Genomic DNA, 23,809 nt, shown 5'->3' with positions numbered 1-23,809 from the left:
CGAAGAGAGGAAGAGCGGAAAGCGGAAACGGTCCGGTCGATCTGGGACAACGCGCGCCCGATCGGCGGGACGCTTGCCGAGCTTTACCTCCGTCATCGGTCGATCGAGTTGAGCGATTTTCCCGAGGGTACGGTGTGGATGCCAAGCCTCCGATTCCACCCAGGCTTGAAGCTTGGCAACACGCGGCACCCGGCATTGATCGGTGGCGTGCAGGCTAAGAACCGGAAGCTCACCGCGGTCTGGCGCATCTTCCTCGGGCCCGACGGCCATGCGCTGACGGATGACGAGGGCAAGAAGCTGAAGCTCGGTCTTGGTCCTGCTGTCGGCGGGGCGGTGCGGCTGGGCCCGGTGACCGAAACTCTCCGTGTGGTGGAAGGCATTGAGACAGGCCTCGGTGTGTCGCTGCTTTCGAAGAAGCAGGCATCGGTTTGGGCCACGCTGTCGACCTCCGGAATGATCAACTTCGAAATCCCAGAGGGCGTGAAGCGCCTCGAGATTTACGCGGATGGCGATCGCCACCGCCTCAATAAGAAAACCGGCGATCTGATGATGCCGCCGGGGATCGCAGCAGCAAAGCAGCTCCAGTCCAGGGCAGAGAAGGAAGGAGTGCAGGCTGTGCTCTTCCCTTCACCCGAGCCCGACGACTGGTTGGACGTATGGGTTCAGAGAAAACGCGATGAGCAACAACAGCGAACAGTCCAATATCTATAACCTTCAGCTGGAGCAGATCGTTCTCGGTGCCATCCTCTTGAACGAGGAGAACTACTGGAACGTCTCTGAAATCCTGACTCTCGATCTGTTCGGTTCTGACGACCACCAGAAGATCTTCGCCATCATTCACGAATTGGCTTGCGATGGCCGCGCTATCCGCGTGCCTATCGTTGCCGGCCGCATCGGCAGCCTTGCTGAAGGGAAGGACCCCGAGGCCTATGTTTCGATGCTGCTGCACGTAGCGTCCCGAGAGGAAAGCATCCCGCTCAAGGACTACGCACTCGAGCTCCGGTCTTCGTCGACCAGGCGCAAGGTGATTGCGCTCGCGGAGAACATGATCAAGACGGCGAAGGACATCAAGTATGACGCCGACCAGATAGTCGACCGCGCATCGGAGCGGCTGGCAGATATCTCCCGGCAGGCAGCAATCGAGCACGAGTCGACCGTGTCGGGCACCATCGGCCAGATTTACCAGAAGGCATCTGACAGCAAGTCAATGCTCTCCATCCGTCCATGCCTCAAGGGTCTGGAGAAGATGGTCGGGCAATTCCCGTCTGGCTCGCTGGTGCTCTGGGGCGGGCCGCCGGGCTCTGGCAAGACGGCGATGGCGATGCAGCAAATGCTGTTCTCCAGCACGGTCCACCCGACGTCGCTGTTCGAGTTGGAGATGGACAACGTGGCGCTGGTCGCTCGCTCGATCGCAGGCGAGACGGGGGTCTCCATGCGGGACATCATGCGCGGACTAACCGACGACCAATACGATGCACTGATCGCCGCGCAAAAGAGCTTTGCTAACCGGCTGATGCGGATCGTGTCCCCGTCGAAGATGACCATCCAGCAAATCCGCAGCAGGGCCTACGCGCACAAGCGCAAGTTCGGCCTGGATCTCTTGGCCGTCGACCATCTGAAGCTGGTGGAGCGGCCGAGCAAAGTCCGCATGGACCCGGTCGAGCGCGCCTATGAAAACGCTCGCGACCTCAAGGCGTTGGCAAAGGATCTCAACTGCGTGGTGATCGGGCTCTGCCAGTTCACGAAGGCGGCGCGCCAGAAGGAGCAGCCGGAGCCCGAGATGGAGGACTTCTACGGTGGCTCGCTGGAAGAACATGCCGACATCATGCTCGCAAACTTCAACCGCAACGACTGGCTGAAGCGCAACCCGCCAATGACCAACGCGGCCAAGACGAAGGAGGACTACGACGGGAAGCTGAGGATGAGTGAGGGAAAGATCGAAGTCTACAAACTGAAGGATCGTTTCGGGCCGTCTCGCGATCGGCACATCTTCGATTGGGATGGCAAAATCACACAATTCAAGGACCAGGAATTTCAAACGCAGGGCTCGTTCCTGGACGACGAGCCGCAGCAGCCGAGAAACAGCCGCATGTCAGAGGCCGATGAGCGCTTCGACCCAGCACAGCTTGGAGCATAAGCCGTGAACGAATTTTCATACGAGATCGAAACCATCGCCAATGTCGGCATCCACGCCAAGCTGCGCACGGCACACGACGGCGAAATGAAACCCATCCTGGGGAGAGGCGGCGACCCGAAGGTCTACCGCAGCCGCACCGAGGCGATCGAGGATCTGCTGGACCACGTCGTCAGATACATCAACGGCCACATGGTGCGCGACGGCGAGATAGCCGGGCAGACAAGAGCCGAAGCGGAGTCCGTCTTCAAACCGGTGCTTCGCCAGAAGGGCAAGACGCGCCTCATCGCAGTTGCATACAAAGGGCAGGGACGGAAATGCAGGAAAGAAAACGAAAGCAATCAGGACCGCGAGCGCAACGACATACCGACCGGACCATCTACATAGTGTGGGTCCTGTGGCTGATCGGAATGTCGGAGCCGAAGATTGCAGCGGCCACGTTCAAGCGGCCGAAGCAGGTGGCCGGGATTGTCGGACGTTCTCCCTATGCCAACCGATCGGCGATGACAGATGCTGAAAGGCAGAAGGCGCTCGATGAGCTGGCGTCAGTCCGGATCGGCGATGACGGCAAGGCGATCGACGGCGGCGCTCTCGACAAGATCCCGATGAAAATCATCCCCCTCAGGGGGCAGCAGAAGAAGAGGAGTGGGTGAGATGGCTACTGGACAGAGCATCCTCGACAGGCTGAAGAAGGCCCAACAAGAGAAGGAGCAGCCGAGCGCGGCGCCAAGGCCGCTGGCTGGCGCGCTGCCGTTGGTCGCGTTCTATGGTCGAGACCCGAAAGCTGAGCATCTCCGCAACCGAATGTATGCGATGATCGAGCGGGCTATGCGTCACGTCGACGAGGAGCTTCCTTCGAATATGGGCGGGGGTCAGAAGGCAAACTGGACCTTCATCGATTTCAAGGACGCGATCGCCGTGGTCAACGCCAACTCCAGCCCTGTGGAATATCTTATCTCGAGGGGTGAGATGGAAACCGAGCTGGACGAGGATGGCATGGCCGGCGCGCGCTATCACACAGCGCTGCGCATTAGAGACCTTCTGGATGGGGCGCAGGTGAAGCAGTTGCGCTCGCCGTCTTGGGAGGGTGGTGGCGGAGGAGGCGGCTCATCGGCCGGAGATATCCGCGGCTACCAGCTCGACTGCATGAAGCTCGTCCAGATGCTGCGCACCACGATGGAGGCGGGCTGGGCATTCCCACTGATTGAGGCGGTGGTCTGGAAGGACGACTGGCTGGATCTGGTGCCGGTGAAAACGAAGGCCAGCCGGCGCGGTACGAAGGCAAAGGAGCGGCGTAAGACAGTGACCGCGCTGCACTATGCACTGGACCGGGCGGGGCTGGCCCTCGGCTATATCCCGGAGGGGGACGTTACTGCACGGTGGCCGGAGCCACCTCGGATGCCGCCTGTAATTCGGCGTCGTATTCGGGCGTCCACGGCTTCAAGCCCGCTCGCACTGCAGACATAGCAAGGCGCTCGGACACGGTCAGCTCGCGCTTACCTGTGTAAGTGTTGCTGGCCGTCCACTTGTTGTTGATGCCGATGAGCTCGGCCGCCGCGCTCACCTGGCGCTGTCCGAAGCCCATCCGGGAAGCCCACAGGCGAAAGTCGTTGATGACGTTCATTTATTTCTCCTGACATTTTCTGGTCACCTCCTCAGCCAGCTCGAAGTTGGCATCGTTGAGGAGCAATAGATTGGTAAGGACGAAGACGGAGTGCGGGATATCCTGCTCTCCGTCTAACCATTTCATGACGCGCTCTTGGGAAACGCCGACGATCTCCGCAAAATAGGTCGGGGTCGTGTCGAGCTCGTCGATGGCGAGTGCCAGGTCAACTGGCTTCATCCGCTTGTAGCCACCCGCGCTCCTGCTATCGATCGTCCGGCTATCGTAGAGACGCATGAGCGCTTCCATTGCCGCGATCTCAGCAGACCGTTCGTCATCGAAGAACACAATTCCATTAGCGTTTCTGACAACGTCAGGGACCAAGCCGGGCAGGGCGAACTGCGCGGTGAACTTGTCGCCATTCGGAAGCGCCTTCGAAATACGACGGGATGCGGGTTTACTGGTCATTGTTACTCCGGACTCATTGATCAGCCGACGTTCGGCCAAGTGGGTAAATCATATCTGTCTTTCTTCCTGCCATTCTTGCGGACGGAAATGAAGCCTGTGTTCACGTTGGTGCCAACTTCAGAGAAGGAGTTGGGTGGTAGGTCATCCCAGCGTGCGCCCATGTCTTCCATCAGTTTGCGGAATGCGACCGACTTTGCTGTCTGCCTAAACTCGGTGCCAGCGGACATGATGGCAATCAACATTCCGTCCGGCTTCAGGAAATTCAGGGCGTGGACGACATGGTCGATATCCCGTTCCCGGTCGAAGGGTGGGTTCATAACGACCAGGTCGTAGAGGCCGGTAGTCTCCGGCTCTATCTGCATGAAGTCGGCGTTGAAAACACGACCGAGCTTTTTGGCTTTCAGGTCTGGGATCAGGTGCGGTTGGATCTCGATGCAGTCGACGACGTGGTCGGCCCGGTACCGTTCTTGGTCCCAGCTCTTTTCGTATATGGGGTAGCAGGCGACGGCGAGGTTGCCGGTACCGGCCGACGGTTCCAGGATCTTCAAGCGCTCGCTTTCCTTCGATCGGTGCCAGATTGGGGAGTTGCGGAGGACGCGCTGAGCAGCGGCCACTGGTGTGGGATAGAAGCCGAAGTAGCGGGCGGGTGATGTCTTCGCCTTTTCTTTTGACAGCGGGTCATCCTCGGCGGTCCTGCCATCGGCCAGCACTTCTCCGTAATATTCGCCGATCAGCTTGTTCACCTTGGCAACGAGATCCTTGCGGGTGAACCAAAGGTGGGCGTTGCCATTCTTGAAAATGCGGACCTTGAAGTATGCGGTCTCGACTTCTGTCTGACGCGCTCCGGACAGACCCTGCCGGGCGAGGTCGATCTCGCCGATCGTCTTGGTGAAATAATCGGCTGGCCGCTTCTGCCGGCGAGCTGTCTCATTTTCCTCGTCCTGTTTGCGCACCTCGTCGAGTTTGCCGTCGAGGATGGTGAAGGTGCGCTCAATGTCGATGAGGGTGGAGCGCTCGTCCTTGTGTGAGCTCCAGTTCCAGCTGCCGTATTCGTTGAAGCAGCGGGTGAGGATGATGCGGTTGCCGACCTTGAAGCCGTCGTGAGATCGGAAGCGACGGTCCAGTTTGGCGAAGGCGTTCGCCATGCCGCGCCGGAAGATCGTGTCGGCGTTCAGCATGAACTCATCCAGCGTGGCGAGAACATTCTCGACGGTCACCGGCGGCATGCCCTTGGCTGCCTGCTCCTTGGTGATCAGCTGGCCAGGCTCGCTCGGCTCCTCGATTATGTGCGACATCTGCTCGCGCAGCTCGTCCTTCGCCTGTCGGTCCATCAGGTGCTCGAGTTGGGTGTGGCTGACCACCCATGCCCACACATTCAGGTCGATGATGTGCCGCTTCTCCCGCATGTAGTCGTCGAAAGGGGAGCGACTGATCGGGTGCAGCGCGCGGCGGGTGTCCACCTCATAGGCTGCGTTGTAGGCATTGGTGCGGGGGAAGGCGCGCTTCGCCATGTCGATCGCGGCGAGCTCAGCCTCGTGGGCGGCGTCAATCATGCGGTAGGCGTCCTCGAATAGCTGGAGCGCCTGGTTCCTATACTGGACGATCTGCTCGACCGTGTTGCGGGGGACAATCGCGTTCATGTCTTTCTCCATGGTGCCATAGGTGGCGGGTTAAGCAGCTTCCTTTGCGGCCTTCTCTTCCAAGAGTGCCGCGTATCGCTCGTGGATGCCGTCGATGGTCAGGTGTCGCGACTGGAAGCCGTAGAGCTGGGTGACTTCGTTTCGGACGTTAGCGAGGATGTCGGCCTCGTCGTTCGTCAACATGCGGGTGGGCCAGCCCTTGACGTAAAGCATGGGCTTGGTGATCCGTGCCTCTATGTCCTTCCGTAGGGCGGCGCGGTTCTTTGCGAAGGCCAGACCCTTTGCCATCTCCGGGGAGAGCAGCTGCGGAGCGACGTCACCGAGCCAACGCGCACCCTGAAATGCGAAGCTGCTGTCGATTTCCAGCTGCACCATCTGCCGGAAAAGATCGTGGCTCTCAGGCTGCGCACTGGCGGCCAGCATGTCGGGCATGCTGGACATGATGCAGAAGCGGCACGACACCCGGCCCATGCCGAAGATGCGATAGGCGGGGTGGGGGTGAAGGCCGGAGGCGTCGATCATGGCGAACACCTGGCCGACGGTGAGGTCGATGATCGGGCGCCATGTCCATACTTGACCGGCCGCATCGCTATCGGCGACCGACATGCGTGCTCGAGTCGCGCTCTCTTCGCGACGGACGCCGGTCACGTTGAGGATCTTCTGACCTTTGAACCGTCTCTTGAGCTCCGCCATGATGACGTGCGTCTTCTGTTCCGAGGTGCAGAACCGCATGGCAGGAGTCGACCAGCAAGGGACGAGGGTCACGGTGCTCAGCATCTCGTACCGAGTTTTGCTTGAGAGCCAACGGCTTTCCCATCGTTCCATAAGGCCGCCGGCTTTGCGGCGAACCATGACGAGGTCACACTGAAGATAGTCGGCCAACTCCTGGCATATGCGGAAGCTGTCGTTCCATTCAACCGAGCCAAGATCCGCGTGGATTAATATCCGGGGTCCACTGTGCCCCGCGGACTCGAGGTATTGGAAGGTGGCGAGGGCGGCGGCCTGGCTATCCTTTCCGCCCGAAACGCCGATCGCCACTGGCGAATCTCCGGCGATAAGCTCCTCGACGTCGCCGGTAACGGCGACTTTCAAGCGTTCCATGTTGTGTCTCCTTGGGTGCCATAAGCGGCGGGGGTATGCAGTCTAATTTCGAGGTTGAATTTGAACGGGAAGCAGCCGTCGATTTAACCATTGATCATTGATTTGCTTTTAGAAGCTATTCCGGGCTCGACTGGACGCTGCAGGGGGAATTATGAGTGCTGGTAAGGTATATCTGGCAAGGAGCTTTACGCGAGAAGTAGTGCGTTGGGCCCCACCGTTATTGGCCGTTGGCCTCATGCTAATTATGGTCGTTACTACTTTAGCGTTTTGGCTTTACCGAGCTGATGTCGGTGACAACGGCAGTTGGAAGGTAATTGTTTTCGTTATTGCTTCGGCTTGGGTATCGCTCGCCGCGAGCGCCGGAAGTTATTATTTCAGCCGGAGGCGCGGGTACGATGATCAGCTGGAACGTGCCAGAATGTCGGAGTGGCAGCTTTTCCAACGAGGTCTAGCGAATGATTTCAAGCATATCTCCGCGCGAGAAGCTGAGAAACTTTTATCAAAGGATGTTATCGCAGCTACGATCGACGCGAAGATTGATGAAGCTTTTGTTTCCGGAGTCGATAAAGCCCTTCGAAAACGCTTAAATCAAGAAGCAAAAGTCGTCGACGTTATTGAGTTTATTGAGGCTGCTGAACAGCGCATCAGAACTATGCTTGACGGTCCCGCTAGTCGAGCCGAAACCCGGTCAGGGCGGCTGATGATTTTCGCAATCCTCATTGGGGCTTTTGGTCTGTTTATTGCTTACTCGCGAGTCAGGGGGCTTGGTAATCTGAGTGACAGTCTCCTGTCCTTAAAAACAAACGTAGGGGCGGGTAGCGTGTGGCCATACATCTTCGCCCTCTCTGCGCCATGGGTGACTTTGATTGCACTGGTGGAGTTCACGGCGCTGATGATGTTGAGGCTCAGTAACAAGCTTTCCTTGGAGCAGAGGCACTACACCGAGCTCCTCGTCGAGTTCACCGACCGGATGCTGGCGCTGAAAGCAGTTGCGCGCTTCGGGAACGCTGACCAAGTCGTAGCAGCTGCCTCCCTTTTGATAAAACACAACCCAAAAGTGGAAGCGAAAAGCGAGGGGCTCGAGGAAAGTCTCTCGGCGATTACTAAGATCACCGAGAGCCTGGCTGCTGTTGTAAAACAGTTTGCGGCGAAAGAGTCGAAGACTCCCGATTGATAGGTCTCAAACCCGCAGTGGCATCAGAACATATGTTACGCCATCGTCAGCGCCGTCTTTGATGATCACGGGCGCACCGGGATCTTGCATTTCGAGCATGGCGCCGCCGTCTAGCTGCTTCAGGATCTCGCCAAGATAGTTGGCGTTCATTCCCACCTCGAGGGTGACGTCATGGAAGGCGACCATCTCCGTGGAGGCAGCGCCGAAGTCAACGTCTTGGCAGGTGATGACGACTTTATTGGGTGAGAACGAAAGCTTGGCAGCCTTGTCCTTCGTAGACTTGATCGCGGTCGCCTGCTTGAGAGATGTGATGAAGCCTTCGGTCCGGATGGCAACCTTGTGCTCATTGCGTGTCGGGATGACCCGCTGGTAATCCGGAAAGGTGCCGTCGATCAGCTTTGACTCGAGGAACTCGTCCTCTCCGATGCGGAAAGAGATAGCCGTCTCCGTGACTGTGATCTGAGTTTGTTCGGGGCATCCTTTCCGCGAGACCATTCGGTAGACTTCCTCGACCGTCTTTCGCGGAATGATCGAGAACGTGGGAGCAGCTTCAGCGCCGGCTGGGATATCGATCTGGTACCGCGCCAGCTTGTGGCCGTCGGTTGCGACGAAGGCTAGGTTTTTCGCGTGCTCGTCGAGGTGCATCAGCACGCCGTTCAGATAATAGCGCGTCTCCTCGGTCGAGATAGCGAAGCGGACCTTCTGCAGGATAGTCGCCAACGTGGAGGAGGGGATCGCGAAGCTGGCGTTTGAAGTCCTCAGGTTGGTTCGGAAGGACAGGTCCTCTGGGAAATCGTTTCGGGGGATGTCCTGCATCAGCGTTAGATTGACCTTGCCGATAGTGACGAGGAGCTTCTCATCCTCCCGCACTTCGAAGCTGATGCGTGCGGCGTCTGTAACCTTATCCATCACGCCCTTCAGCTTGTGGGCGTCGATCACAGTGACGAAATCAGGGTGTGACGGACCGGGAACGAACGTGGTGGTGCACAGATCGAGGTCGGTGCCGAAGATGTGGCAGCCGCCACGCACCGACGTGATGAGGAGAGTGTCGAGTACGGGAATGGTGTTCCCTTTGTCGATCACCTTGCATGCATTGAGGACAGCCTTCTTGAAAACCGAATAGTCGAGGGAGGCGGAGGGCGAAATAGAGGGGGCTTGTACTGCTGCGAGCATCTGTTTCTCCTGGGTGCATAATTGCGGGGGCATAAAAAAACCGGGCGCGAGGCCCGGTTGGGTATTCAGTCAACGACGCCGACGCGCTTCAGATATGAGGGGTCGTAACCGTCGTATATCTTCTTCACTTCGCCGCAGAACTTGCTGCGGCTTTGGTCGTGTTCGAATTTGGCGATGCGAGTTTCGACCATGATCTTGTCTCGAGTCCGGTCGTGATCCCACTTGAGCACGGCGCCAAGGTCGAACACCTGTTCCATCGTCTTGTCGAAGTTGATCACAACGCCGGAGCAGCGCTCGCTCGCGTACATGAATTTGATGAAGGCATCGACGTCGGCCGCCGGCGTGGGTGCTGCGAGGGCAGTGGATGCTGCGACGAGCGTGGCGATGATCGTATTCAAGGGCGCAATCCTGATTGAGATTGCGCCAGAGATTAAGCGTCGTGGCCGCCCCGGGTCAAGGAGGTGCCGCTGGACTGCCACGCAACGGCTTCCAGAGGGTTGACCTTCAGGAAGGCTCGGCCGTTACCACGGAGCACGCTCCGGATCTGTGATGTGGCGTCGGTGATAGCGCGGCCGGGATTGTCGGCCGTCACCACCACTGTCATTTTCAGCTCGACCGTGTAGACGTTCATGGTGCTAACCCCATTTCCGATTTCGGGGTGAGATCGTATTTTTCACCGAGCCACTTGATGAAATCGGCAGGCTCTTGATCTTCGACCCATGCCGTTCTGACCTTCTCGGTGTGGTCGGCAACGAGGTCAGCGTAGCCCCACTGCTTCTCGGCCTCAGCCCGACAGAGGAAAGAGAATTGGTCGAGCGTCAGGCTGGCAGTGTGGAATGAGCGTCGGCTGGGATCGGTGTTTGCAGCCTTGTCGGCGGCGATCATCGCCAGAAGGATCTCATTCACATCTGGATCGTAGCGACCGTCGTTGTACTGGTTGTCCTTTGCAAGGGCGTCCCAGTCAAGCTTGAGGCAAACGGCCGGCACGAACTCGAAATCATAGGCGTCTGTGAACTCGAAGCCGAGAGACTCCATGTGCTTGTAGACGCGGTCGCAGATGTCTCCGGCCTGCATCGCCAGCATCCGCATGCCCGGGGAACCAAGGGCGTCGTGCCATTCGTCCAGCTTCGGGTGGCTCTGGTTGTCGAGCATCCATTCCCAAGCGCAGAGGGCGCCCTCAACCTGGCCGTAGCTGAAACTCTCGCGCTTGATAAAGCGCTCTGGTGCGTCTGTCATGGTCTCTTCCTTGTGCATGATTGCGGGTTATTTCAGCCAAGCGGGAGGCCCCCGTTTGACCATCAGATCGATTGGTTCCCCGACGCCAAGCGAGGCGGCGGTACAGTAGGCAAGGATTTCGTGTGGCGTTATGGATATTAGGTATTGTTTAAGCCGCGTGGGCAGATCGGCCGTGCCCACGCCATCGGGCTCGAGTCGTATCGCTCGAAACGTTCTACGGTCGGTAGAGAAGAAGAGATACCACCGGGCTCGTTCCGCATCGTAGAAGTCGATGTAGATCTTATCTCCATCGGAGTGAGCTGAATCGACCACGATCTTGGAGATCAGGTGGCGGATGCGGGATGGGTTAACCATCGGGCTTGAACCCCACCAACTCCTTCGCCTCAAAGATTGCGTTCATCAGCGAGCCGTGGTCGTTGGCGTCCGATGACGTGATGACGTTGGACAACGCCTCGCGAAGCTTCTTGAGCTCCAGCTGCGCTGTGTATTCAGGGATGCTGCCCTCCGCGTAGTAGGCGAGGGCACCACAGTGCGGGCACTGGCCGGCAGGGCAGAGGTAGCCGGGGTTCACCCGCTCCTCGACGTCGGTGACCATCTCCAGCTCATCGGACATGGTGGTCTCACCGCAGCCGTCGCAGGTGCAGGGAACGCCCAGGTCAGGTTGCAGGTACGTTTGCGTCATGGATCAGTCCTCCACCTTTTCGGTCAAGCAGACGGTAACGCCGTCGCTCTGACCGCTGAAGTCCCCGAACGGGTCTTCGGAAGTAGCCCATATCTTGGGGGCTAGTTCGATCGCCTCGTCTTCACTTTCTGCTTCGATGTCGACGAGGAAGTAGACCTTCTCGCACAGCTTCACGCGGTACAGGGTTTTCGGCGGTGCTTCCCCGTCAGCGCTGTCGCTGTCCTCCTCCGTCTCCTGCTCGGCCATGTTGACCGCGTTGTGGATGACGTTGCCGGCTTCCTCGAGGGACAGGCCGCATTCGATGCGCAGGTAGTGGACGAGATTGGCGACAAGATCCTTCGCCCGGGTCTGGTCGTCCTCGCCATCCATACGGCAAACGAGGGTGAATGCATCGATTGCTGTTGCCGCCCATGCGGCGCGGTCTGCGTTGGTGATGTCGCTCATCACGATCTCTCCCATGGAAAGGGGCCGGGGAAAGGTTCGAGGTGTGGGGCCCAATAGCCCACGCCATCGTCCCACTCGATAGTCACCCGCCGGAGCGGGGGATCTGCTGTCTGGTTGAGGAGGTCGCGCTCATCGTCGAGCCGGTCTTGCACCGTGATCAAACCTTCGCCGCTGTCGATGCGAGGCGCGTGGTCGCGATACTCGTCGATCATGTGCTGGGCTGAGTAGATTAGGTCGTCGTGGTAGGCGAGGTCGGCCTCGAGGAATAGCGCTTCAGCTATCGATCTCGTCGAGGTCAACGCGAATTGCCTCTCCGTTGCTGTCGTGCTCGATCACGTCGAACACGTTCGCGCTGGTGCCGGGGCGCTGCATATGGGCAAAGGCCTGGCGCGCGGCATCTTCGGGGGAGTCGGCACCTTCGATGTCGATCTCCCATTGAACGAGGTAGCGGGTCATGTCAGTCGCCCTCGACTTCGGCGAGGACTGCGCCGATGAGGGCGATATCGTTCGGGCTAACTAACTCGCCTTTCCGGTAGGCTTGTTCGACAAGCTTGAGGGCCGAGTGCATGTTACGCATTGCTGAGCGTGCTTTATCAAACTCCTGCACAGCCTGAAGCGAATGTTCGCCCGGGTCATCGGTCGCGATGTCCTGGAGCTGATTATAGAGCCGGTCCATGGTGTCAAAGATGGTGGTCATATCGATCTCCGTTTGGTTTTCGATTTATCATGAGTCAGGGCAGCGCGATATTCAGTCACCCTCGAGAAAATTGCGCAGCTCGTCGATGAGTTCGTGATGCTCTTCCTGCACCGTGTCCTCTTCGTCCTCCCATGCGTTGAGGTTCCGGTGAAGGAGGCTGTCGGCTTTATGAGCCGCTGCCAGCAGCTCGGGGATGCCTTCCTGCGTCTCGTCTCCCTCGAAGCCTTCAAGGAAGCTGATGACGCGAGATAGCCCGTCGCTGTGCATCTCTGGTGTCGCGGCGAAGTCCTCGACTGTGACGAGGTGCTTCGCATCGGTGTGTTGATTGAAGAGGGCGACTGAGAGTGGGCGGGCGGTGCCTGCAACGGCGAGCAGCGCGACCGCCGCATCCTCCGGCTTGGCGAAGTCCAGGTCAGAGACCGTGAGAGTAGCGGTGAACATTTCATTCTCCTTCGTTGCCATAAGTGGCGGGTTAGATGCTGATGTTAATCGTCTCACCGAAGGGCGGAGAGAGCGTGGCGAAGTCCCTCGAGTCCCGTCCATAGACACCCCACAGCACGGGCATTGGCGGTTGCCGTCCGAAGTCGCTGACATACATGTCAGTGAGATAGATCGTTGCCCGTGCTTCCGGAAACTGCTCTTCGATCTTCTCGAATGTGTCGCTGAAGGCGGTACCGCCGCCGCCGGCAGGATGCAGGATCAACTCGTCGCCGTTCTCGAACTGCTCGATATGGGCGACTGCCGCGTCGGCATATATCACGGTCAGCTTGTCGACTGCGCCTTCCTGATAGGCTCCGTTCACCTCTGCGGCGAAGTCCTTCAGGATGTCGGCGTCGATCGAGCCGGAGGTGTCGACTGCAATCACGATATGGCTCACGCCACAGCTGACCGTGCCGGGCGTGACGATGCCGAAAGGCAGCAGTCGGCGGTTCGGGTTGGCCCACGAGTAGTCCCGGGTCATGGACTCATCGATGAAGCGGCGGAGAACAGCGCGCCAGTCGACCTTGGGCATGAGGATTTCGTCGATCAGCCGCTGCAATGCAGCAGGCATCTTGCCAGCCTGTGCAGCCTTGGCCGCCATGACGGCCTGCCGGATCTGGGTTTGCATCTCGGCGCGAAGCTCGGCCTTAGCTGCCTCGTCGTGCGGTGGGCAGCCGTCGATGACACCGCCGCAACCGCCGCCGTCCATGCTGTTCTCGTCGGAGTCATCGCCGTTGTTCTCCTCGTCGAGGATGCGATAGATCTCCTCGGACGAGAGGCCGGTGAAGGCGGGGTTGAGCAGACCGCAATCCGGCATCTTGCCGACCTTGCATTCGACCAGCTCGCCGTTGATGGCGTAGTCGGCGGCCTTGTTCCAGCGGCCGGGCTTGCGGTGCTGGCGGCGGATGTGATGCTCGAGCGCATTGTGCATCACCTCGTGTGCCAGGACGAAAACAAGCTCCTCTTTCTTCAGGCCCATGACGAAGGGCTCGTGGTAATAGAGGTGCCGGCCGTCGGTTGCCATCGTGTCGATGCGCGGGTCTTTCGTGGCATCCACTTTTTTCAGCTGGAGCATGAGAACCCCGAAGAAGGGGTGGTCCCATAGCAGCGCGGTCTGCGCTGCGAGGAGCTTGTCCTGCACGTTCATGATTATCTCCGTGGTGCATGATTGCGGGTTAGTGCGTTGGTACCGTTCGGGTGGGCGGACTTCGCTGGTCATCGACCGGTCCATTCCTTCCACGCCTTTTCTATTTCGGCGTCTCTGGCAAAGTCGGCTTGGGTGCGGGCGACTAGGCGGCTCATTTCGGAGACGGCCTCTAGGGTGAACGGTGTGCCGATAAAGCCATGGAGTCCGCTTTCTATTCGCCTCTGCGCATTCTTCTGAGCGACCTCCCAGATGGAGGGATTGATTGATGCAGCTGAGCAGGCAGCCAGTTGCTCAGCAGTCAATTGCGACCTCGCGATTGCGAGTTCTTCAGGGGTGGCTGCTCGTTGCGTGGGCCACCGGTCTCGAGGTGTCGGGCGCGTCATGATCGAGCAATTGAACTGGCGATCGATGACGTCGTACTCGAGGTCGAGCATGACGGTCCGACCCTTGATGTTCGGGCTGTCTGTCATGTGCCAGTAAAAGCGGCGCTTCTGGGTGATAATCATGGCAACATCGGGAGATTCACGTTGGTAACCGCCGCCTCTTTCCCGCCGATGGAAAGCTGGAAGCCTGTCAGAACTTGTGACATAGGAGTCGGCCGTTCCTGCGTGATCGAGGCGGCGATGCACCGCGCTACATCCGCCGGCAGCAAGCGCGCCTTGAGGTACGCGACCATTCCTTTGGCTGACTCAACAGCTTCCTTCTTGTTGCGCTTGGATAAGCGGCGATAGCAGCGGACTTTGAAGGCCCGGGAGGCGGGATCGAATTTCAACACATAGCGACGGCCGACGACAGTCTTCAGGGAGTGGCTGGGCTTTCGGTGTCCTTCGAACTTCCATGTCAGGTTGCCATCAGGGAAGGGGCCTCTGATGCGACCGATGATCTTGTTACGGTCCATTCTCATTTCCTCAAAATTGTTAGGGCGGTGGCCTTTGCGATGTCTGCTTCGCTGAGCCGCGATTTCAGGATGATCGTGATTGTCGCTCCCGATAGGACGGGCTCGCGGTCGCCAATGAACATCTTGGGGTGGAGGATTTTCGTTCCTCCCCCCGGCAGAGATGCGGCGACCTCGCGCCCCACCTTGCCGGTCATGCCAGTGAGCGGAATATTGGATGCGGCAAACTTCCGCGTCTTCGAATTATAGCTGAGCGACCAGCATGCCTGAGTGTGGTCGTCCCTGATGCCGAAGAAATGCCAGCGCATGCCGGGAATGAACTCGTAGCTTGCGCTGGCGCTTACCCATTTTCGGTCGATCTCAAATTCCTCCGGCTTGAATGGGCCGAAGACCTTGCGGAGGATGATAGGCATTCACTTGCCTCCTCTGATTGATAGCGCCGTCACCTCCGCAATGTCGGCAGGTTTGACCATCGCCCTCATGGCGGTTGCTATGCTGCCCTTCGGGAGCATGGATCGGAGGACAGCGATCGGGCGGTAAATGTCCGCCAGATCGTTTGCATGGTCATTTTCCCAATTGGTGACCGTCAGAGCGTTTGACGTGAACTTTCGGGTCTCGATGCTGAAACACAGGTGCCACCGACGGATCTGGCCGGTGGCTGAGAGACCGATGAACTCCCACTTGCAGATGGTGACCCGTGTCTCAGGATATCCGCCCGTTACCTGCTTGTAGGCAATCGGGCCGGCGATCCAGTGGGCGCCCTTATCCAATGGTGACGTCCTGATTCCGAGTTGCCCAGTTTACGAACGTCTGGGTGTGGGACAGGGCAGGCTCCCTCCGGACCGCGTCGACGGCGAAGAGGATTTCGAAGTCACGCACCTCGAGCCGGCGGATGTAAGCCATCCCGTTCTCGAATGATCTGGCGTCGACCTTCCGAGCCAGCCCCGTCGTTACGGCAAAGCGGGCGGCTGGTTCGTTCACGAGCGGCGCGCTGTTCGGATTGGCGAGGATTAGGTCAAGCGAGGGCAGGCCCTGATAGATGCGGATGAAGCCTTCCAGTTCGGCCGCTGCTCCATCGCCGACGTTGCCAGCCACCAAGCTCAACCGGCGGGCCGACGGCTTGTCGAGATACTTGAATGCCTGCTCCCAGCTGCGGGGTGTCTCGAATGCCCGCTCATCGGCAGTGGGCATGCGATGGATGAGCGCCGGGCGAAAACGAAGGAAGGCGATTCCGATCGGGTTTGCGCCCTTCTTCGTGAAGTATTCAATATGGACGTTGTCGTGCCCGCCGCTGGTGTCCGGGTCCACATCGATGTGGGCGAAGCGGTTGCCGAGGGCGGTCGGCATACGCTGTGCTGCTGCACGGTCAGACTGACGGTTGCCAGCGGCTACGATACGCCAGCCAGGAGGAAGCTCGTAGCCGCCCACCTTGCGCTCCAGAACGAAGCCGAACATGGCAGCCATCATAGACGGAGGCGCCGCGTTTAGCTCGTCGAGGAAGAGGATGCCTTCTTCACCATCACGCTCGACCTGCGGAAACTCATCCGGCACCTTCCACTTGGTGGTGTTGTCCGTCAGGTCAGGCAAGCCCATGAGGGCGACAGGATCGCGGGTCGATGCACGGAAGTCGATTACGTTCCACCCGCGCTCTGTGGCGATCTCGTGGACGATGGCCGACTTGCCAATGCCGGGCGGTCCCCACATGAAAGCCGGAGTGTCCTCGTCGATGTAGTCGTTCAGATTAAGAGCGGCTGATTTGATGTGCATGTCTCGTTCTCCGTGAGGTGCCATATTTGGCGGGTTGGTAGTGCGCCGATGAGCCGCATTCGGGTCACGTCGGCAATGTCTTCGCCTCGCAGCAATGCGAGGGCGGCTGTCGCAAGTGTGTCGCCCTTCTTGAGAGGGAGAGAGGGGAAGGCCGTGAGGTCTTCGGGCAGCCGGTAGTCGTGGAAATTGGCGTTGTATTTCGGCGCTGGGCTGCCGAAGTAGGGGCGGTGCTTCGTCTGAAAAGTTTTGAAGCGATAGCCGATGAGCGCCTCGTATCTCCTGACCTTTCCGTTCGGCTGGGATAGGGCGAACCAGAACTTTAGGCGGGAAGAAATTGCATATCCGTCCGTTCCGGGAGGGTGACACAGCCCCGTGACGATCTGCCGGGCATAAGGCCCGATCATGGTTCCCTTGGGCATGTCACGTCCAAACGATAGTTTCGGGGAAGATTACAGCCGGTCCGCTGATAGCGGGCAACTCTTCCGGATCGAAGCTGGGCGGCATTCTGCTGACCGAATTTGCACGGTAGATCTCGGTCGCCCGCATATTGCGTATATGCCGGCCGTTGATCGAGCTTGTCTCGCCAACAAACATGTCCCGGCGCTGCCCCTTGTATAGGACCGCGACGTGCTCGACGTCCTCGTCAAAGAGAGGCCTTACAAATACAGCTAGGGCAGACCAGAGCTTTGCCGGGGCTACGTTGACTTCGACTTCGCGGTCGACAGCCGCGCCAATAACGGGGATGAAAATGAACTTGACCTTCATCTCCGTCACGCGGCCTTATTGCCAAATATCTTCAGCCAGGCACACACAGCCGGGGAGGCGGTGAGCGGAGGAAGACCTTTGCCAGCCTCGCGTTTGGTGCGGGTGACGATGCGGATCACCTCGTATGCGATGGTGTCGGGGTTGTTGCCGTTGACGGCGACCTCCAGTTCATCGAGGGGCACAACCGGCGAGCCGCCATTGGTCATGCACCTGTGCTCTTCGCCGTCGATAAAAGTTTTGATACCTGACGCGAAATCACCGCCTGCTTCGTATTCGGTCGAGAACCAAAGCTTGGGCAGCTGCGGCGCGACTGCATCGAGCTCATCGAAGTTGCCGTAGTTGAGCTCGAGCTCATAGCCGTTGAAGTTTTTCCCCTCTTCGATGACCGTACGCAGGGCGGTCTGGCCTTCTTCTGCTGTGGTGATTTTCTCTTGCGTATGACTGAATGTGATGACTTCGCGCAGCAGCGCTTCGATCAGCGTCTCGGCCTCGGCCACGGTTTCGATGTGGCCGCCGATCTCGATGGACGCATAGACGCGGTCGCCCATGGTCGTCTCCTGTGTTGTGTGTTCACGAAAAAGGGGACGCTGGCGGTGTGCCAGACGTCCCCCGACTGTTGCGGCGTCTGTAGAACTAATTACCCATGCTGCCTCCTATTGAAGTTGGGGATCGGGGCGAAGTCCTGCCGGTGATGTGGCACCGGCAAGGATCAGGCGAGATAGTCGGACATGGAGTCCAGAATGGCCTGCGCCTGTGCGGCCACGTCTTTTCGGATCGCGGGCTTATCGCGCAGCACATCGGCGTCATGCTCGGCCAGAGGGCGCAACTTATCGGCCATGTCCGCAAGGTAGGGGTCGCCCGTAATGTTGAGGGCGGGCATGATCGAAATGAGGTCGCGGACGTTGCCGACGAGGGAGTCGCGGAAGACGCCTTCTGCCCTGTCGCCCTTGCGGGCGGCTGGTCGGTAAGCGTTAAGGCGCTCGACCATGCGGCTGCACACCTCATGGACGCGCTCATAGATTTGCCGGACCGCTGCCTTGGTCGCGTCCTGCACCTGCTCCTCGATATCGGCGCGGATCAACTCGGCCTGGGCTTCCGACATGTTGACGCGGAAGTCATCGGAGGCGGGGACGGGCAGAACCTTGCACTGAACGCCAAACTTTGCGCGCAGTTCTGCCGCGTCCGGATAGTCGCTATCCTTGAACATGCCGTTCAACCGCTTTCGGGCATCGGCCACATAGGCCGGGTATTTCTGGATGAACTCGTCGACCTCGCGCTCGAATTTGCTGGTCTGGGACCGGATCCACGACATGTGCGCCATGTAGGCGTCGGCAGCCATGATGCGGGAGCCGTTATCCATCCATGGCAACGTGCGCTTGAGGAAGTCGTTGCGGGTATCACTGACAATGGCGACGATGCCGGCGAGCGCTTCCCGTGGGAGGAGCAGCTTGTTGTATCGGCCGGCGTCGGCCGCAGCATTGTGTTGCTGGTTGACCTCGTCCGTCACCTCGCGGTCAAGGCGGCGGCCGGACCATTGCGATATGGAAAGGGAGACGATCATTGCCCGGGAGGCAAGGACCGACGAGGCGGATTCCGTGTGTGTCATGGCGTTCATTTCTATCTCCGTTGGTGCATAGTTGCGGGGGTGTGACATGCGAAGCGGCAGCCTCGGTTTTTCTGGGGGGGCTGCGTTTAGCGTGGTGGAAAGTTGACGAAGTCGTGGGTCATGCGAGCATAGGCCGCCCTCGCTAACTCATCGGGCGGCAACAGCGTCAGCATCACCCTCAGGAAGCGTTGCGGCAGGTAAGCGTGCCATTGCCAAGGCTCATCCCTGTCTGTGAAATCGTCGCGGCAACGTGTGCCGTTTATTCCGCCGTTTTCATCGAGCCAGAGGAAGAAGAGGCGAGACCGGGTTTCGCCCGTAGGCCGAAATATCCACTGATGCTTTGGCGCGCCAAGCTGAGTGATCTCCGGCGCTCTATCGTATCGCAGAAGCCGCTGGAGGTGTTGGGTGCGCATGGTCCCCCTCAGAGGTTTAACCGGATGGATACGGACCATTGCACTGGCACGGGCGCGGGAGGCGCTGGCGGTGCGCGGCGTATCATCGGCGCGGGTTTGTGTTTGCGCACTGCCGGAGCCTTACGGACGGGCTTGGGGCGCGGTTTGGGAAGCGGCACGACGTCGGGCAGCATGGCAAACGCCTCAACGGGTGCGACCACGACAGGCGGCGGTGCGGGAATGGCAGCACCCGCCACCGGAGCGGCGGCGGGTGCGGGTGTCGGTTTCTTATCGGGGACAACGCCAAACGCCGCTTGCACTATCACAAGGGCGACGGCGGAGAGGACGGGAAAGCCGTTGCTCATGAGCGCGCTTCTCGAAGAATGCGGCGGACCTCATCAGTTGCTTCGCGGGTGGACGGTTCACGGCCAAGGCGGGCAGCAAGGCGATTCCAGATCGTGTCCGGGTTCTGGTTGTGGAACGTGATGGTGACGGGCATGTCAGTCGTCCTCCGCGTCATCTGTGACGGATGCCATTTCCACCTGAGTGTTCAGCCACTCGTCGTAGCCGACAAGGGTGTCGCCGTTGGCAACTTCCTGCTGCCAGTCTTCAAGGGGGAACCGCTCGTGCGGGTCCTGCTCGTAGGTGTTGTCCGGAGCGCCGACGGCTTCCAGCCACTCGGCTGCCTCGGAAGACTGGTCGAGCTGCTCGACGCGATCCATCAGCGATTCGCGCAACATGGCGGGGGTGAAATCGTCGCCGTTGCGGTCGTCTGATAGAACGACGAAGGCTATTGAGCAGGCATGGTTATAGCGGGGCATAGCTGTTTCTCTTGTGCATGATTGCGGGTGTACGGCCCCCCGGTTGCGAGGGCTGGCAGGGGACCGAATTGTCCAGCCGTGGGTATTGGTGCCGGGCTTTATGGTCCCGGACGCATTTGTTCCTCCTGAGTTGCCGTCGAACGCATCCGTCTTTGTTTGAAATGCCCGCCGTCATGGCGGGCACCGCTGACCTTCGTCGAGCGTTGGCAAGGCACCACATGCGGCGCGTTCGGGGTGGGGAAAATGCCTCCTATGGTGCTCCCAGAGGCGAGGAGAGGGCGGGCGCGATGGCGCCAGCGTCAGCCGTGAATAACGACAGTTGCGAAAGAGATGAATGCGCAGACGAAGAAGACGAGCATCGCGCCTTCAATCCCCATCTGGATGATTTCATCGAACCACATGCGAAACAGTTCAGGCCAGGTTGGCGGACGGTGCATCATTGGCACACCCGCACACGTCCATTGTCGCCAGCCAACATGCGAGCGGTCTCGATCGCGATTTTGCGGCTGCAATAGGTGGTGAGCGTTTCAGCCCTGCCGCCGGGTTGCAGGATCGCGAGAGCCCAGCGTTCGCGAGTGCGTCGGCGACGTGCGGCGACGATAAATGTGTAAGACGGTGCGGTTTTCATTTCTCAAATCTCCTGAGGTGCATAATTGCGGGTGGTTGAAAGGGGCGGCGCTGGTTAGGCCGAATGGACGAGGCGGAGCGTCACGCCTTTGGCGTTGGTCTGGACAGGCCGCGCGTAGGGCGTGATGTCGTGCATTGCGTGCTGCTGTCGTGAGAAGCAGAAAGCGAAGTTGAGGGGGCCGATTTTGACGAGGCGGACTACGCCGACTTTGCAGGTGCGGAACATGCGTGCTCTCCTTTGTGCATGGTTGCGGGGGTCTGAAACGAAAAAGCCCGGCACAAGGCCGGGCTGGACAGGAATGGGGAGTGTCGTGTCTGACTATCAGGTCAGCTTGACGAGGATCGCCAGAGCGCCAATACCGGCGGCCATAATGCCGCCAAGACGCACGGTCAGCCGGAGCGTGAGTGCATCCAGCGAGGCGGCGAGGTCGGATTTTGTAACCAGTTCGGCCATGATGAAATCCCGTGCGGCTTCGGCGTGTGCTTCCGCCGTCTTTTGCTCGACCCCGTTGTCACGGAGCCGCTTGGCATAACCGAGTGTATCAAAGGCAAGCGTCATAGGAAATCCTTTCGGTTTGTGTGTTGCCACGGAAATTCGCGGGTGCGGATTTGCGGAGAAACACGGGGATAGGGGCAGGCTAATGCCTACCCCCATCTATCACCCGTAGCCGGTGCCCCTTTCAGGCCGCGTTCGCGACCTGCTCTTCCTGAGCTGCCGGTGCCGCCGGGGTCTTGACGGTCTTTTCCTTCTTGATCGCCGCGATCTGGTCGACCTTGTAGAGATTGAGCGCTCCCTTGACGGCCTGAAGCACACGCGGGTTTGCGCCCTTGTCGGTCAACTTCTTGACGACGCCTTCCAGATATTTCTGTTCGTCGAAGGCGACTTCGGCTGCGGCGTTCTTCGCCTTTTCGTAGTTTGCCGGCGCAATCTGCATGGCCTGTTCCATGTCCGACTTCTTGGACTTCGCCAGCTTGAAAACGCGCTCATCCGCATCGAACGAGACCTTGCCGAACGCAGTTGCCCACGAGACCAGACCCTTGCGATAGTTCGCGGGTGTGACGGCGAAAAGCGCGTTTAAATACTTCTCGTCATTGTGCAGTTCGATATGATTGAGAGCCGAAAAGGCAAGCTGGTGCTCGCGTTCGGAGAAGGTGGCGACGGTCTTGCCGAAGCCTTTGATTGCGTTGCCGAGTTTCGAACCAGTCAGAACCTGAAAGTTTGCCATGATGATTTTCTCCATAGGTGCCATAAGTGGCGGGTGTGAAGCGGATTGCTTCGCAAAAGGCAGATGCAAAGCCTGCCCTTTAAGCTGCAATCGGTAAGAGACCGGCGGCGCTTGCCGCCAGCCTCACAAACTTGTTTCGATTATTCGGTTTCTATTCTCGGAAAAGCCCGTGCCTGTTTCGGTCGTGGGTCGCAGTCTTTAGCGCTTGTGGCGTTTACCAGTGTTGCCGCCTTGTGCCATGTTCACCGCATGGCCTAGCTCTCTACCGATACAAGTCATTTCAGTCCGTCGCTTGCCGCACGTCCTTCCCCGAATCACCGCTTTGTCATGCGATGCAAATCTTTCGATTTGGGTTGCCCTATTCGTGACCGCATTTCCCGTTGTTCCGTTCCCTCTTTCAATCGCCGAAAATCACACCTGCCGAAGCAAGTCACATTCTCGGTACACCTGCCGAAGGTAAGGCAAGAAACCGTCATCTTGTTTTCAAAGAACCCGACCAGATGGTCGTTTGAAGCCGCTGTGTTGCGCTTCGTTGATTTGAATTTCGTACGTTTTGTACGCATTGACAAGAGGGTTGTGTGAGAAATTCGTACGTAACGTATTAAATCATTGAAAATAAACAGATAAAAAATCGTCCGTTTTGCGTTATTCGTACGTTTTTGAATTAGTTTTTGCCAACATACCCCACGGTATCGCCAGAAAAGCGTGGCTGGTTCGGCTATTTCTCAGCCTATGTTTTGAGGCTTTCTTGCCGCATCGCATGGCGACGTTAGCCAGGTTGAATGCTGCCATTTGAAGGCGCTGCATTCCGCCTTGCCGTGGGCATATCGCCCATACAGGGAGGGGAGGAGGAGAGGGGCGAACGTAGAGAGGTGCGCTTGACTGTTAACATGTTTGCGAGTCACACCACGTTCCAGATTGTCGGAGTGCGTCCAGACGGACCGCAACCGGCAATGCAAACCCTTCCCCCTCCCATCGCCAGCGCATAACCCCGCCGCCCGCATATGTGGCAGGCTGGCATTGCCGCGCCGTTCCCCGTGCCAGCTATGCGACCGCATCCACGCGATACCGCAACGCCAGCGCATTCCCTCACCCTGAAACGCTGAGGGGCAAGAACGAATGCGATAGAGGAGGGGGAAGGGGAGAGGGGCAGGGAGGGCAGTGCATACGCTTGCACCCGTCAGTCACCCGCTTGCCAGCGCATCCAGCCGCCGCGCCTGCCAGCCTGCCAGCCATCACCATGGCGCATCACCTGCCGACATGACGCCTTCAAGGGCGTAAACATCAATGATCACAATGGCTTGCGACCCTCCCCCCGGTTAGGTTCTTCGCAGCGGGGGGCAGGGGACCGCGGGTCGGCGGCAGCGCAGTCTTTGAGCGGTTTTGTGATTTCGAAATTCACCGTTCCGATTCCGCAATTCCTGGGAGGTAGAGAGCCAGATGTTTCGAGAGCCAGTTCGCAAGACGCCGGCCGCGGATGGCAAGGGAAAGATCATCGGAAATCGGTTCTTCTACGAGGCCATGGATGACGATCATGTCGCTGAAATCATTCGGATAATTCCGGATGCTGTCTTCAAACAGCGCGGCGATCTGGTCGAGGTGTTTGTACCAACGCCTCCAGAAATAAAATTTCACGCATCGCTCCTGAAATGATGAGCGCCCGCCGACGAGATAAAGCGTCTTCGAAATGATCTTCTACGACTGTGGCTTTCCGAATGCTTTTCGTAGAAC

At 58.9% G+C, this 23,809-nt stretch carries 39 protein-coding genes and 1 pseudogene; 7 read left to right on the top strand and 33 right to left on the bottom strand.

Annotated elements, in window-relative coordinates:
* Nucleotides 1–27: 27 nt before the first annotated feature.
* The 6 genes and pseudogenes from PL599_RS22825 to PL599_RS03990 all read left to right on the top strand — a co-directional run.
* Nucleotides 28–330: pseudogene (locus PL599_RS22825) on the top strand (DUF7146 domain-containing protein); the annotation flags it as partial.
* 3 nt (nucleotides 331–333) lie between these two features.
* Nucleotides 334–711 (top strand): toprim domain-containing protein, encoded by a 378-nt coding sequence (locus PL599_RS04010; RefSeq protein ID WP_442866952.1) that lies wholly within the window; start codon nucleotides 334–336, stop codon nucleotides 709–711.
* Nucleotides 677–2,137 (top strand): replicative DNA helicase, encoded by a 1,461-nt coding sequence (locus tag PL599_RS04005; protein WP_271358900.1) that lies wholly within the window; start codon nucleotides 677–679, stop codon nucleotides 2,135–2,137. Before PL599_RS04010 ends, PL599_RS04005 begins: the two co-directional genes overlap by 35 nt.
* Nucleotides 2,138–2,140: 3 nt before the next feature.
* Entirely contained in the window at nucleotides 2,141–2,521 is a 381-nt protein-coding gene (locus PL599_RS04000) for a hypothetical protein (RefSeq protein WP_271358899.1), read from the top strand.
* Nucleotides 2,522–2,544: 23 nt separating this feature from the next.
* Nucleotides 2,545–2,787: a hypothetical protein gene (locus PL599_RS03995; RefSeq protein WP_271358898.1), complete on the top strand. Its 243-nt coding sequence runs from the start codon at nucleotides 2,545–2,547 to the stop codon at nucleotides 2,785–2,787.
* A 1-nt stretch (nucleotide 2,788) separates the two neighbouring features.
* Nucleotides 2,789–3,601, top strand: coding sequence for a hypothetical protein (locus PL599_RS03990; protein WP_271358897.1), 813 nt, complete (start codon nucleotides 2,789–2,791; stop codon nucleotides 3,599–3,601).
* Nucleotides 3,602–3,758: 157 nt separating this feature from the next.
* Here PL599_RS03990 and PL599_RS03985 read toward each other — a convergent pair whose 3' ends face one another.
* From PL599_RS03985 to PL599_RS03975, 3 genes are read right to left on the bottom strand one after another with little or no spacing between them, the layout of a single operon-like run.
* The gene (locus PL599_RS03985) at nucleotides 3,759–4,205 is read right to left on the bottom strand and encodes a hypothetical protein (protein WP_271358896.1); all 447 of its coding nucleotides are present in this window, start codon (nucleotides 4,203–4,205) and stop codon (nucleotides 3,759–3,761) included.
* 20 nt (nucleotides 4,206–4,225) lie between these two features.
* On the bottom strand, nucleotides 4,226–5,845 hold the full coding sequence (locus tag PL599_RS03980) for a DUF4942 domain-containing protein (RefSeq protein ID WP_271358895.1): 1,620 nt from the start codon (nucleotides 5,843–5,845) through the stop codon (nucleotides 4,226–4,228).
* A gap of 30 nt (nucleotides 5,846–5,875) precedes the next feature.
* Nucleotides 5,876–6,946: a phosphoadenosine phosphosulfate reductase domain-containing protein gene (locus tag PL599_RS03975; protein ID WP_271358894.1), complete on the bottom strand. Its 1,071-nt coding sequence runs from the start codon at nucleotides 6,944–6,946 to the stop codon at nucleotides 5,876–5,878.
* A 151-nt stretch (nucleotides 6,947–7,097) separates the two neighbouring features.
* Between PL599_RS03975 and PL599_RS03970 the strand changes: the two genes are divergently transcribed.
* Nucleotides 7,098–8,120: a hypothetical protein gene (locus PL599_RS03970; RefSeq protein WP_271358893.1), complete on the top strand. Its 1,023-nt coding sequence runs from the start codon at nucleotides 7,098–7,100 to the stop codon at nucleotides 8,118–8,120.
* 6 nt (nucleotides 8,121–8,126) lie between these two features.
* Here the strand turns inward: PL599_RS03970 and dnaN are convergent, their stop codons facing one another.
* The 30 genes from dnaN to PL599_RS03820 all read right to left on the bottom strand — a co-directional run bounded on the left by dnaN (nucleotide 8,127) and on the right by PL599_RS03820 (nucleotide 23,713).
* Entirely contained in the window at nucleotides 8,127–9,293 is a 1,167-nt protein-coding gene (gene dnaN, locus PL599_RS03965; RefSeq protein ID WP_271358892.1) for a DNA polymerase III subunit beta, read from the bottom strand.
* Nucleotides 9,294–9,358: 65 nt separating this feature from the next.
* Nucleotides 9,359–9,691, bottom strand: coding sequence for a hypothetical protein (locus PL599_RS03960; RefSeq protein ID WP_271358891.1), 333 nt, complete (start codon nucleotides 9,689–9,691; stop codon nucleotides 9,359–9,361).
* Nucleotides 9,692–9,723: 32 nt separating this feature from the next.
* A complete protein-coding gene (locus PL599_RS03955; protein ID WP_271358890.1) occupies nucleotides 9,724–9,924 on the bottom strand; it encodes a hypothetical protein in 201 nt (66 codons plus the stop codon).
* Complete coding sequence (locus PL599_RS03950; RefSeq protein WP_271358889.1) at nucleotides 9,921–10,529, bottom strand: hypothetical protein; 609 nt, start codon at nucleotides 10,527–10,529, stop codon at nucleotides 9,921–9,923. Before PL599_RS03950 ends, PL599_RS03955 begins: the two co-directional genes overlap by 4 nt.
* 346 nt (nucleotides 10,530–10,875) lie before the next feature.
* Nucleotides 10,876–11,211: a hypothetical protein gene (locus PL599_RS03945; RefSeq protein ID WP_271358888.1), complete on the bottom strand. Its 336-nt coding sequence runs from the start codon at nucleotides 11,209–11,211 to the stop codon at nucleotides 10,876–10,878.
* A gap of 3 nt (nucleotides 11,212–11,214) precedes the next feature.
* The gene (locus PL599_RS03940) at nucleotides 11,215–11,655 is read right to left on the bottom strand and encodes a hypothetical protein (RefSeq protein WP_271358887.1); all 441 of its coding nucleotides are present in this window, start codon (nucleotides 11,653–11,655) and stop codon (nucleotides 11,215–11,217) included.
* Entirely contained in the window at nucleotides 11,655–11,954 is a 300-nt protein-coding gene (locus PL599_RS03935) for a hypothetical protein (protein ID WP_271358886.1), read from the bottom strand. The genes PL599_RS03940 and PL599_RS03935 overlap by 1 nt, the downstream gene beginning before the upstream one ends.
* Nucleotides 11,929–12,111, bottom strand: a complete 183-nt coding sequence (locus PL599_RS03930; RefSeq protein WP_271358885.1) for a hypothetical protein — start codon at nucleotides 12,109–12,111, stop codon at nucleotides 11,929–11,931. The genes PL599_RS03935 and PL599_RS03930 overlap by 26 nt, the downstream gene beginning before the upstream one ends.
* 1 nt (nucleotide 12,112) lies before the next feature.
* A complete protein-coding gene (locus PL599_RS03925; RefSeq protein WP_271358884.1) occupies nucleotides 12,113–12,352 on the bottom strand; it encodes a hypothetical protein in 240 nt (79 codons plus the stop codon).
* Between the two features lie 51 nt (nucleotides 12,353–12,403).
* Nucleotides 12,404–12,793, bottom strand: coding sequence for a hypothetical protein (locus PL599_RS03920; RefSeq protein WP_271358883.1), 390 nt, complete (start codon nucleotides 12,791–12,793; stop codon nucleotides 12,404–12,406).
* 31 nt (nucleotides 12,794–12,824) lie between these two features.
* The gene (locus tag PL599_RS03915; RefSeq protein WP_271358882.1) at nucleotides 12,825–13,979 is read right to left on the bottom strand and encodes a vWA domain-containing protein; all 1,155 of its coding nucleotides are present in this window, start codon (nucleotides 13,977–13,979) and stop codon (nucleotides 12,825–12,827) included.
* Nucleotides 13,980–14,047: 68 nt separating this feature from the next.
* On the bottom strand, nucleotides 14,048–14,485 hold the full coding sequence (locus PL599_RS03910; RefSeq protein ID WP_271358881.1) for a hypothetical protein: 438 nt from the start codon (nucleotides 14,483–14,485) through the stop codon (nucleotides 14,048–14,050).
* Nucleotides 14,482–14,877, bottom strand: a complete 396-nt coding sequence (locus tag PL599_RS03905; RefSeq protein WP_271358880.1) for a hypothetical protein — start codon at nucleotides 14,875–14,877, stop codon at nucleotides 14,482–14,484. The genes PL599_RS03910 and PL599_RS03905 overlap by 4 nt, the downstream gene beginning before the upstream one ends.
* 2 nt (nucleotides 14,878–14,879) lie before the next feature.
* Complete coding sequence (locus tag PL599_RS03900; RefSeq protein WP_271358879.1) at nucleotides 14,880–15,287, bottom strand: hypothetical protein; 408 nt, start codon at nucleotides 15,285–15,287, stop codon at nucleotides 14,880–14,882.
* Nucleotides 15,288–15,644: a hypothetical protein gene (locus PL599_RS03895; protein ID WP_271358878.1), complete on the bottom strand. Its 357-nt coding sequence runs from the start codon at nucleotides 15,642–15,644 to the stop codon at nucleotides 15,288–15,290. It abuts the gene before it with no gap.
* Nucleotides 15,637–16,641, bottom strand: a complete 1,005-nt coding sequence (locus PL599_RS03890; protein WP_271358877.1) for an AAA family ATPase — start codon at nucleotides 16,639–16,641, stop codon at nucleotides 15,637–15,639. The genes PL599_RS03895 and PL599_RS03890 overlap by 8 nt, the downstream gene beginning before the upstream one ends.
* Nucleotides 16,611–17,060 carry a hypothetical protein gene (locus PL599_RS03885; protein ID WP_271358876.1) on the bottom strand — a complete coding sequence of 150 codons (450 nt, stop codon included), beginning with the start codon at nucleotides 17,058–17,060 and terminating at the stop codon, nucleotides 16,611–16,613. Before PL599_RS03885 ends, PL599_RS03890 begins: the two co-directional genes overlap by 31 nt.
* A 1-nt stretch (nucleotide 17,061) precedes the next feature.
* The gene (locus PL599_RS03880) at nucleotides 17,062–17,406 is read right to left on the bottom strand and encodes a hypothetical protein (protein ID WP_271358875.1); all 345 of its coding nucleotides are present in this window, start codon (nucleotides 17,404–17,406) and stop codon (nucleotides 17,062–17,064) included.
* Between the two features lie 5 nt (nucleotides 17,407–17,411).
* Nucleotides 17,412–17,954 carry a hypothetical protein gene (locus PL599_RS03875; RefSeq protein ID WP_271358874.1) on the bottom strand — a complete coding sequence of 181 codons (543 nt, stop codon included), beginning with the start codon at nucleotides 17,952–17,954 and terminating at the stop codon, nucleotides 17,412–17,414.
* Nucleotides 17,955–18,115: 161 nt separating this feature from the next.
* On the bottom strand, nucleotides 18,116–19,021 hold the full coding sequence (locus PL599_RS03870; RefSeq protein WP_271358873.1) for a hypothetical protein: 906 nt from the start codon (nucleotides 19,019–19,021) through the stop codon (nucleotides 18,116–18,118).
* A gap of 77 nt (nucleotides 19,022–19,098) precedes the next feature.
* Complete coding sequence (locus PL599_RS03865; RefSeq protein ID WP_271358872.1) at nucleotides 19,099–19,425, bottom strand: hypothetical protein; 327 nt, start codon at nucleotides 19,423–19,425, stop codon at nucleotides 19,099–19,101.
* 8 nt (nucleotides 19,426–19,433) lie between these two features.
* Nucleotides 19,434–19,769, bottom strand: a complete 336-nt coding sequence (locus PL599_RS03860) for a hypothetical protein (protein WP_271358871.1) — start codon at nucleotides 19,767–19,769, stop codon at nucleotides 19,434–19,436.
* Nucleotides 19,766–19,903, bottom strand: coding sequence for a hypothetical protein (locus PL599_RS03855; RefSeq protein ID WP_271358870.1), 138 nt, complete (start codon nucleotides 19,901–19,903; stop codon nucleotides 19,766–19,768). Before PL599_RS03855 ends, PL599_RS03860 begins: the two co-directional genes overlap by 4 nt.
* Before the next feature lies 1 nt (nucleotide 19,904).
* Entirely contained in the window at nucleotides 19,905–20,225 is a 321-nt protein-coding gene (locus PL599_RS03850) for a hypothetical protein (protein WP_271358869.1), read from the bottom strand.
* Nucleotides 20,226–20,524: 299 nt separating this feature from the next.
* On the bottom strand, nucleotides 20,525–20,662 hold the full coding sequence (locus tag PL599_RS03845; protein ID WP_271358868.1) for a hypothetical protein: 138 nt from the start codon (nucleotides 20,660–20,662) through the stop codon (nucleotides 20,525–20,527).
* Nucleotides 20,662–20,853 (bottom strand): hypothetical protein, encoded by a 192-nt coding sequence (locus tag PL599_RS03840; RefSeq protein WP_271358867.1) that lies wholly within the window; start codon nucleotides 20,851–20,853, stop codon nucleotides 20,662–20,664. Before PL599_RS03840 ends, PL599_RS03845 begins: the two co-directional genes overlap by 1 nt.
* 54 nt (nucleotides 20,854–20,907) lie before the next feature.
* Nucleotides 20,908–21,078 carry a hypothetical protein gene (locus PL599_RS03835; protein ID WP_271358866.1) on the bottom strand — a complete coding sequence of 57 codons (171 nt, stop codon included), beginning with the start codon at nucleotides 21,076–21,078 and terminating at the stop codon, nucleotides 20,908–20,910.
* A 96-nt stretch (nucleotides 21,079–21,174) separates the two neighbouring features.
* The gene (locus PL599_RS03830; RefSeq protein ID WP_271358865.1) at nucleotides 21,175–21,411 is read right to left on the bottom strand and encodes a hypothetical protein; all 237 of its coding nucleotides are present in this window, start codon (nucleotides 21,409–21,411) and stop codon (nucleotides 21,175–21,177) included.
* Nucleotides 21,412–21,532: 121 nt separating this feature from the next.
* The gene (locus PL599_RS03825; RefSeq protein WP_271358864.1) at nucleotides 21,533–22,078 is read right to left on the bottom strand and encodes a hypothetical protein; all 546 of its coding nucleotides are present in this window, start codon (nucleotides 22,076–22,078) and stop codon (nucleotides 21,533–21,535) included.
* A 1,398-nt stretch (nucleotides 22,079–23,476) separates the two neighbouring features.
* On the bottom strand, nucleotides 23,477–23,713 hold the full coding sequence (locus PL599_RS03820) for a hypothetical protein (protein ID WP_271358863.1): 237 nt from the start codon (nucleotides 23,711–23,713) through the stop codon (nucleotides 23,477–23,479).
* Between the last annotated feature and the right edge of the window lie 96 nt (nucleotides 23,714–23,809).

This window comes from Agrobacterium sp. ST15.16.055, assembly GCF_027956555.1.
In the GTDB taxonomy this organism is placed as follows: Bacteria; Pseudomonadota; Alphaproteobacteria; order Rhizobiales; family Rhizobiaceae; genus Agrobacterium; species Agrobacterium salinitolerans.
Note: the sequence above shows the minus strand (reverse complement) of the source record. Positions and strands in the feature narration are given on the sequence as shown.

Bases quoted from the DNA above. Each gene is read 5' to 3' on its own strand.
- PL599_RS04005 (WP_271358900.1), top strand. From the start codon at position 677: ATGAGCAACAACAGCGAACAGTCCAATATCTATAACCTTCAGCTGGAG.
- PL599_RS03995 (WP_271358898.1), top strand. From the start codon at position 2,545: ATGTCGGAGCCGAAGATTGCAGCGGCCACGTTCAAGCGGCCGAAGCAG.
- PL599_RS03990 (WP_271358897.1), top strand. From the start codon at position 2,789: ATGGCTACTGGACAGAGCATCCTCGACAGGCTGAAGAAGGCCCAACAA.
- PL599_RS03985 (WP_271358896.1), bottom strand. From the start codon at position 4,205: ATGACCAGTAAACCCGCATCCCGTCGTATTTCGAAGGCGCTTCCGAAT.
- PL599_RS03980 (WP_271358895.1), bottom strand. From the start codon at position 5,845: ATGAACGCGATTGTCCCCCGCAACACGGTCGAGCAGATCGTCCAGTAT.
- PL599_RS03975 (WP_271358894.1), bottom strand. From the start codon at position 6,946: ATGGAACGCTTGAAAGTCGCCGTTACCGGCGACGTCGAGGAGCTTATC.
- PL599_RS03970 (WP_271358893.1), top strand. From the start codon at position 7,098: ATGAGTGCTGGTAAGGTATATCTGGCAAGGAGCTTTACGCGAGAAGTA.
- dnaN (WP_271358892.1), bottom strand. From the start codon at position 9,293: ATGCTCGCAGCAGTACAAGCCCCCTCTATTTCGCCCTCCGCCTCCCTC.
- PL599_RS03955 (WP_271358890.1), bottom strand. From the start codon at position 9,924: ATGAACGTCTACACGGTCGAGCTGAAAATGACAGTGGTGGTGACGGCC.
- PL599_RS03950 (WP_271358889.1), bottom strand. From the start codon at position 10,529: ATGACAGACGCACCAGAGCGCTTTATCAAGCGCGAGAGTTTCAGCTAC.
- PL599_RS03945 (WP_271358888.1), bottom strand. From the start codon at position 11,211: ATGACGCAAACGTACCTGCAACCTGACCTGGGCGTTCCCTGCACCTGC.
- PL599_RS03940 (WP_271358887.1), bottom strand. From the start codon at position 11,655: ATGAGCGACATCACCAACGCAGACCGCGCCGCATGGGCGGCAACAGCA.
- PL599_RS03930 (WP_271358885.1), bottom strand. From the start codon at position 12,111: ATGACCCGCTACCTCGTTCAATGGGAGATCGACATCGAAGGTGCCGAC.
- PL599_RS03925 (WP_271358884.1), bottom strand. From the start codon at position 12,352: ATGACCACCATCTTTGACACCATGGACCGGCTCTATAATCAGCTCCAG.
- PL599_RS03920 (WP_271358883.1), bottom strand. From the start codon at position 12,793: ATGTTCACCGCTACTCTCACGGTCTCTGACCTGGACTTCGCCAAGCCG.
- PL599_RS03915 (WP_271358882.1), bottom strand. From the start codon at position 13,979: ATGAACGTGCAGGACAAGCTCCTCGCAGCGCAGACCGCGCTGCTATGG.
- PL599_RS03910 (WP_271358881.1), bottom strand. From the start codon at position 14,485: ATGATTATCACCCAGAAGCGCCGCTTTTACTGGCACATGACAGACAGC.
- PL599_RS03905 (WP_271358880.1), bottom strand. From the start codon at position 14,877: ATGGACCGTAACAAGATCATCGGTCGCATCAGAGGCCCCTTCCCTGAT.
- PL599_RS03900 (WP_271358879.1), bottom strand. From the start codon at position 15,287: ATGCCTATCATCCTCCGCAAGGTCTTCGGCCCATTCAAGCCGGAGGAA.
- PL599_RS03890 (WP_271358877.1), bottom strand. From the start codon at position 16,641: ATGCACATCAAATCAGCCGCTCTTAATCTGAACGACTACATCGACGAG.
- PL599_RS03885 (WP_271358876.1), bottom strand. From the start codon at position 17,060: ATGCCCAAGGGAACCATGATCGGGCCTTATGCCCGGCAGATCGTCACG.
- PL599_RS03880 (WP_271358875.1), bottom strand. From the start codon at position 17,406: ATGAAGGTCAAGTTCATTTTCATCCCCGTTATTGGCGCGGCTGTCGAC.
- PL599_RS03875 (WP_271358874.1), bottom strand. From the start codon at position 17,954: ATGGGCGACCGCGTCTATGCGTCCATCGAGATCGGCGGCCACATCGAA.
- PL599_RS03870 (WP_271358873.1), bottom strand. From the start codon at position 19,021: ATGAACGCCATGACACACACGGAATCCGCCTCGTCGGTCCTTGCCTCC.
- PL599_RS03865 (WP_271358872.1), bottom strand. From the start codon at position 19,425: ATGCGCACCCAACACCTCCAGCGGCTTCTGCGATACGATAGAGCGCCG.
- PL599_RS03860 (WP_271358871.1), bottom strand. From the start codon at position 19,769: ATGAGCAACGGCTTTCCCGTCCTCTCCGCCGTCGCCCTTGTGATAGTG.
- PL599_RS03855 (WP_271358870.1), bottom strand. From the start codon at position 19,903: ATGCCCGTCACCATCACGTTCCACAACCAGAACCCGGACACGATCTGG.
- PL599_RS03850 (WP_271358869.1), bottom strand. From the start codon at position 20,225: ATGCCCCGCTATAACCATGCCTGCTCAATAGCCTTCGTCGTTCTATCA.
- PL599_RS03845 (WP_271358868.1), bottom strand. From the start codon at position 20,662: ATGCACCGTCCGCCAACCTGGCCTGAACTGTTTCGCATGTGGTTCGAT.
- PL599_RS03840 (WP_271358867.1), bottom strand. From the start codon at position 20,853: ATGAAAACCGCACCGTCTTACACATTTATCGTCGCCGCACGTCGCCGA.
- PL599_RS03835 (WP_271358866.1), bottom strand. From the start codon at position 21,078: ATGTTCCGCACCTGCAAAGTCGGCGTAGTCCGCCTCGTCAAAATCGGC.
- PL599_RS03830 (WP_271358865.1), bottom strand. From the start codon at position 21,411: ATGACGCTTGCCTTTGATACACTCGGTTATGCCAAGCGGCTCCGTGAC.
- PL599_RS03825 (WP_271358864.1), bottom strand. From the start codon at position 22,078: ATGGCAAACTTTCAGGTTCTGACTGGTTCGAAACTCGGCAACGCAATC.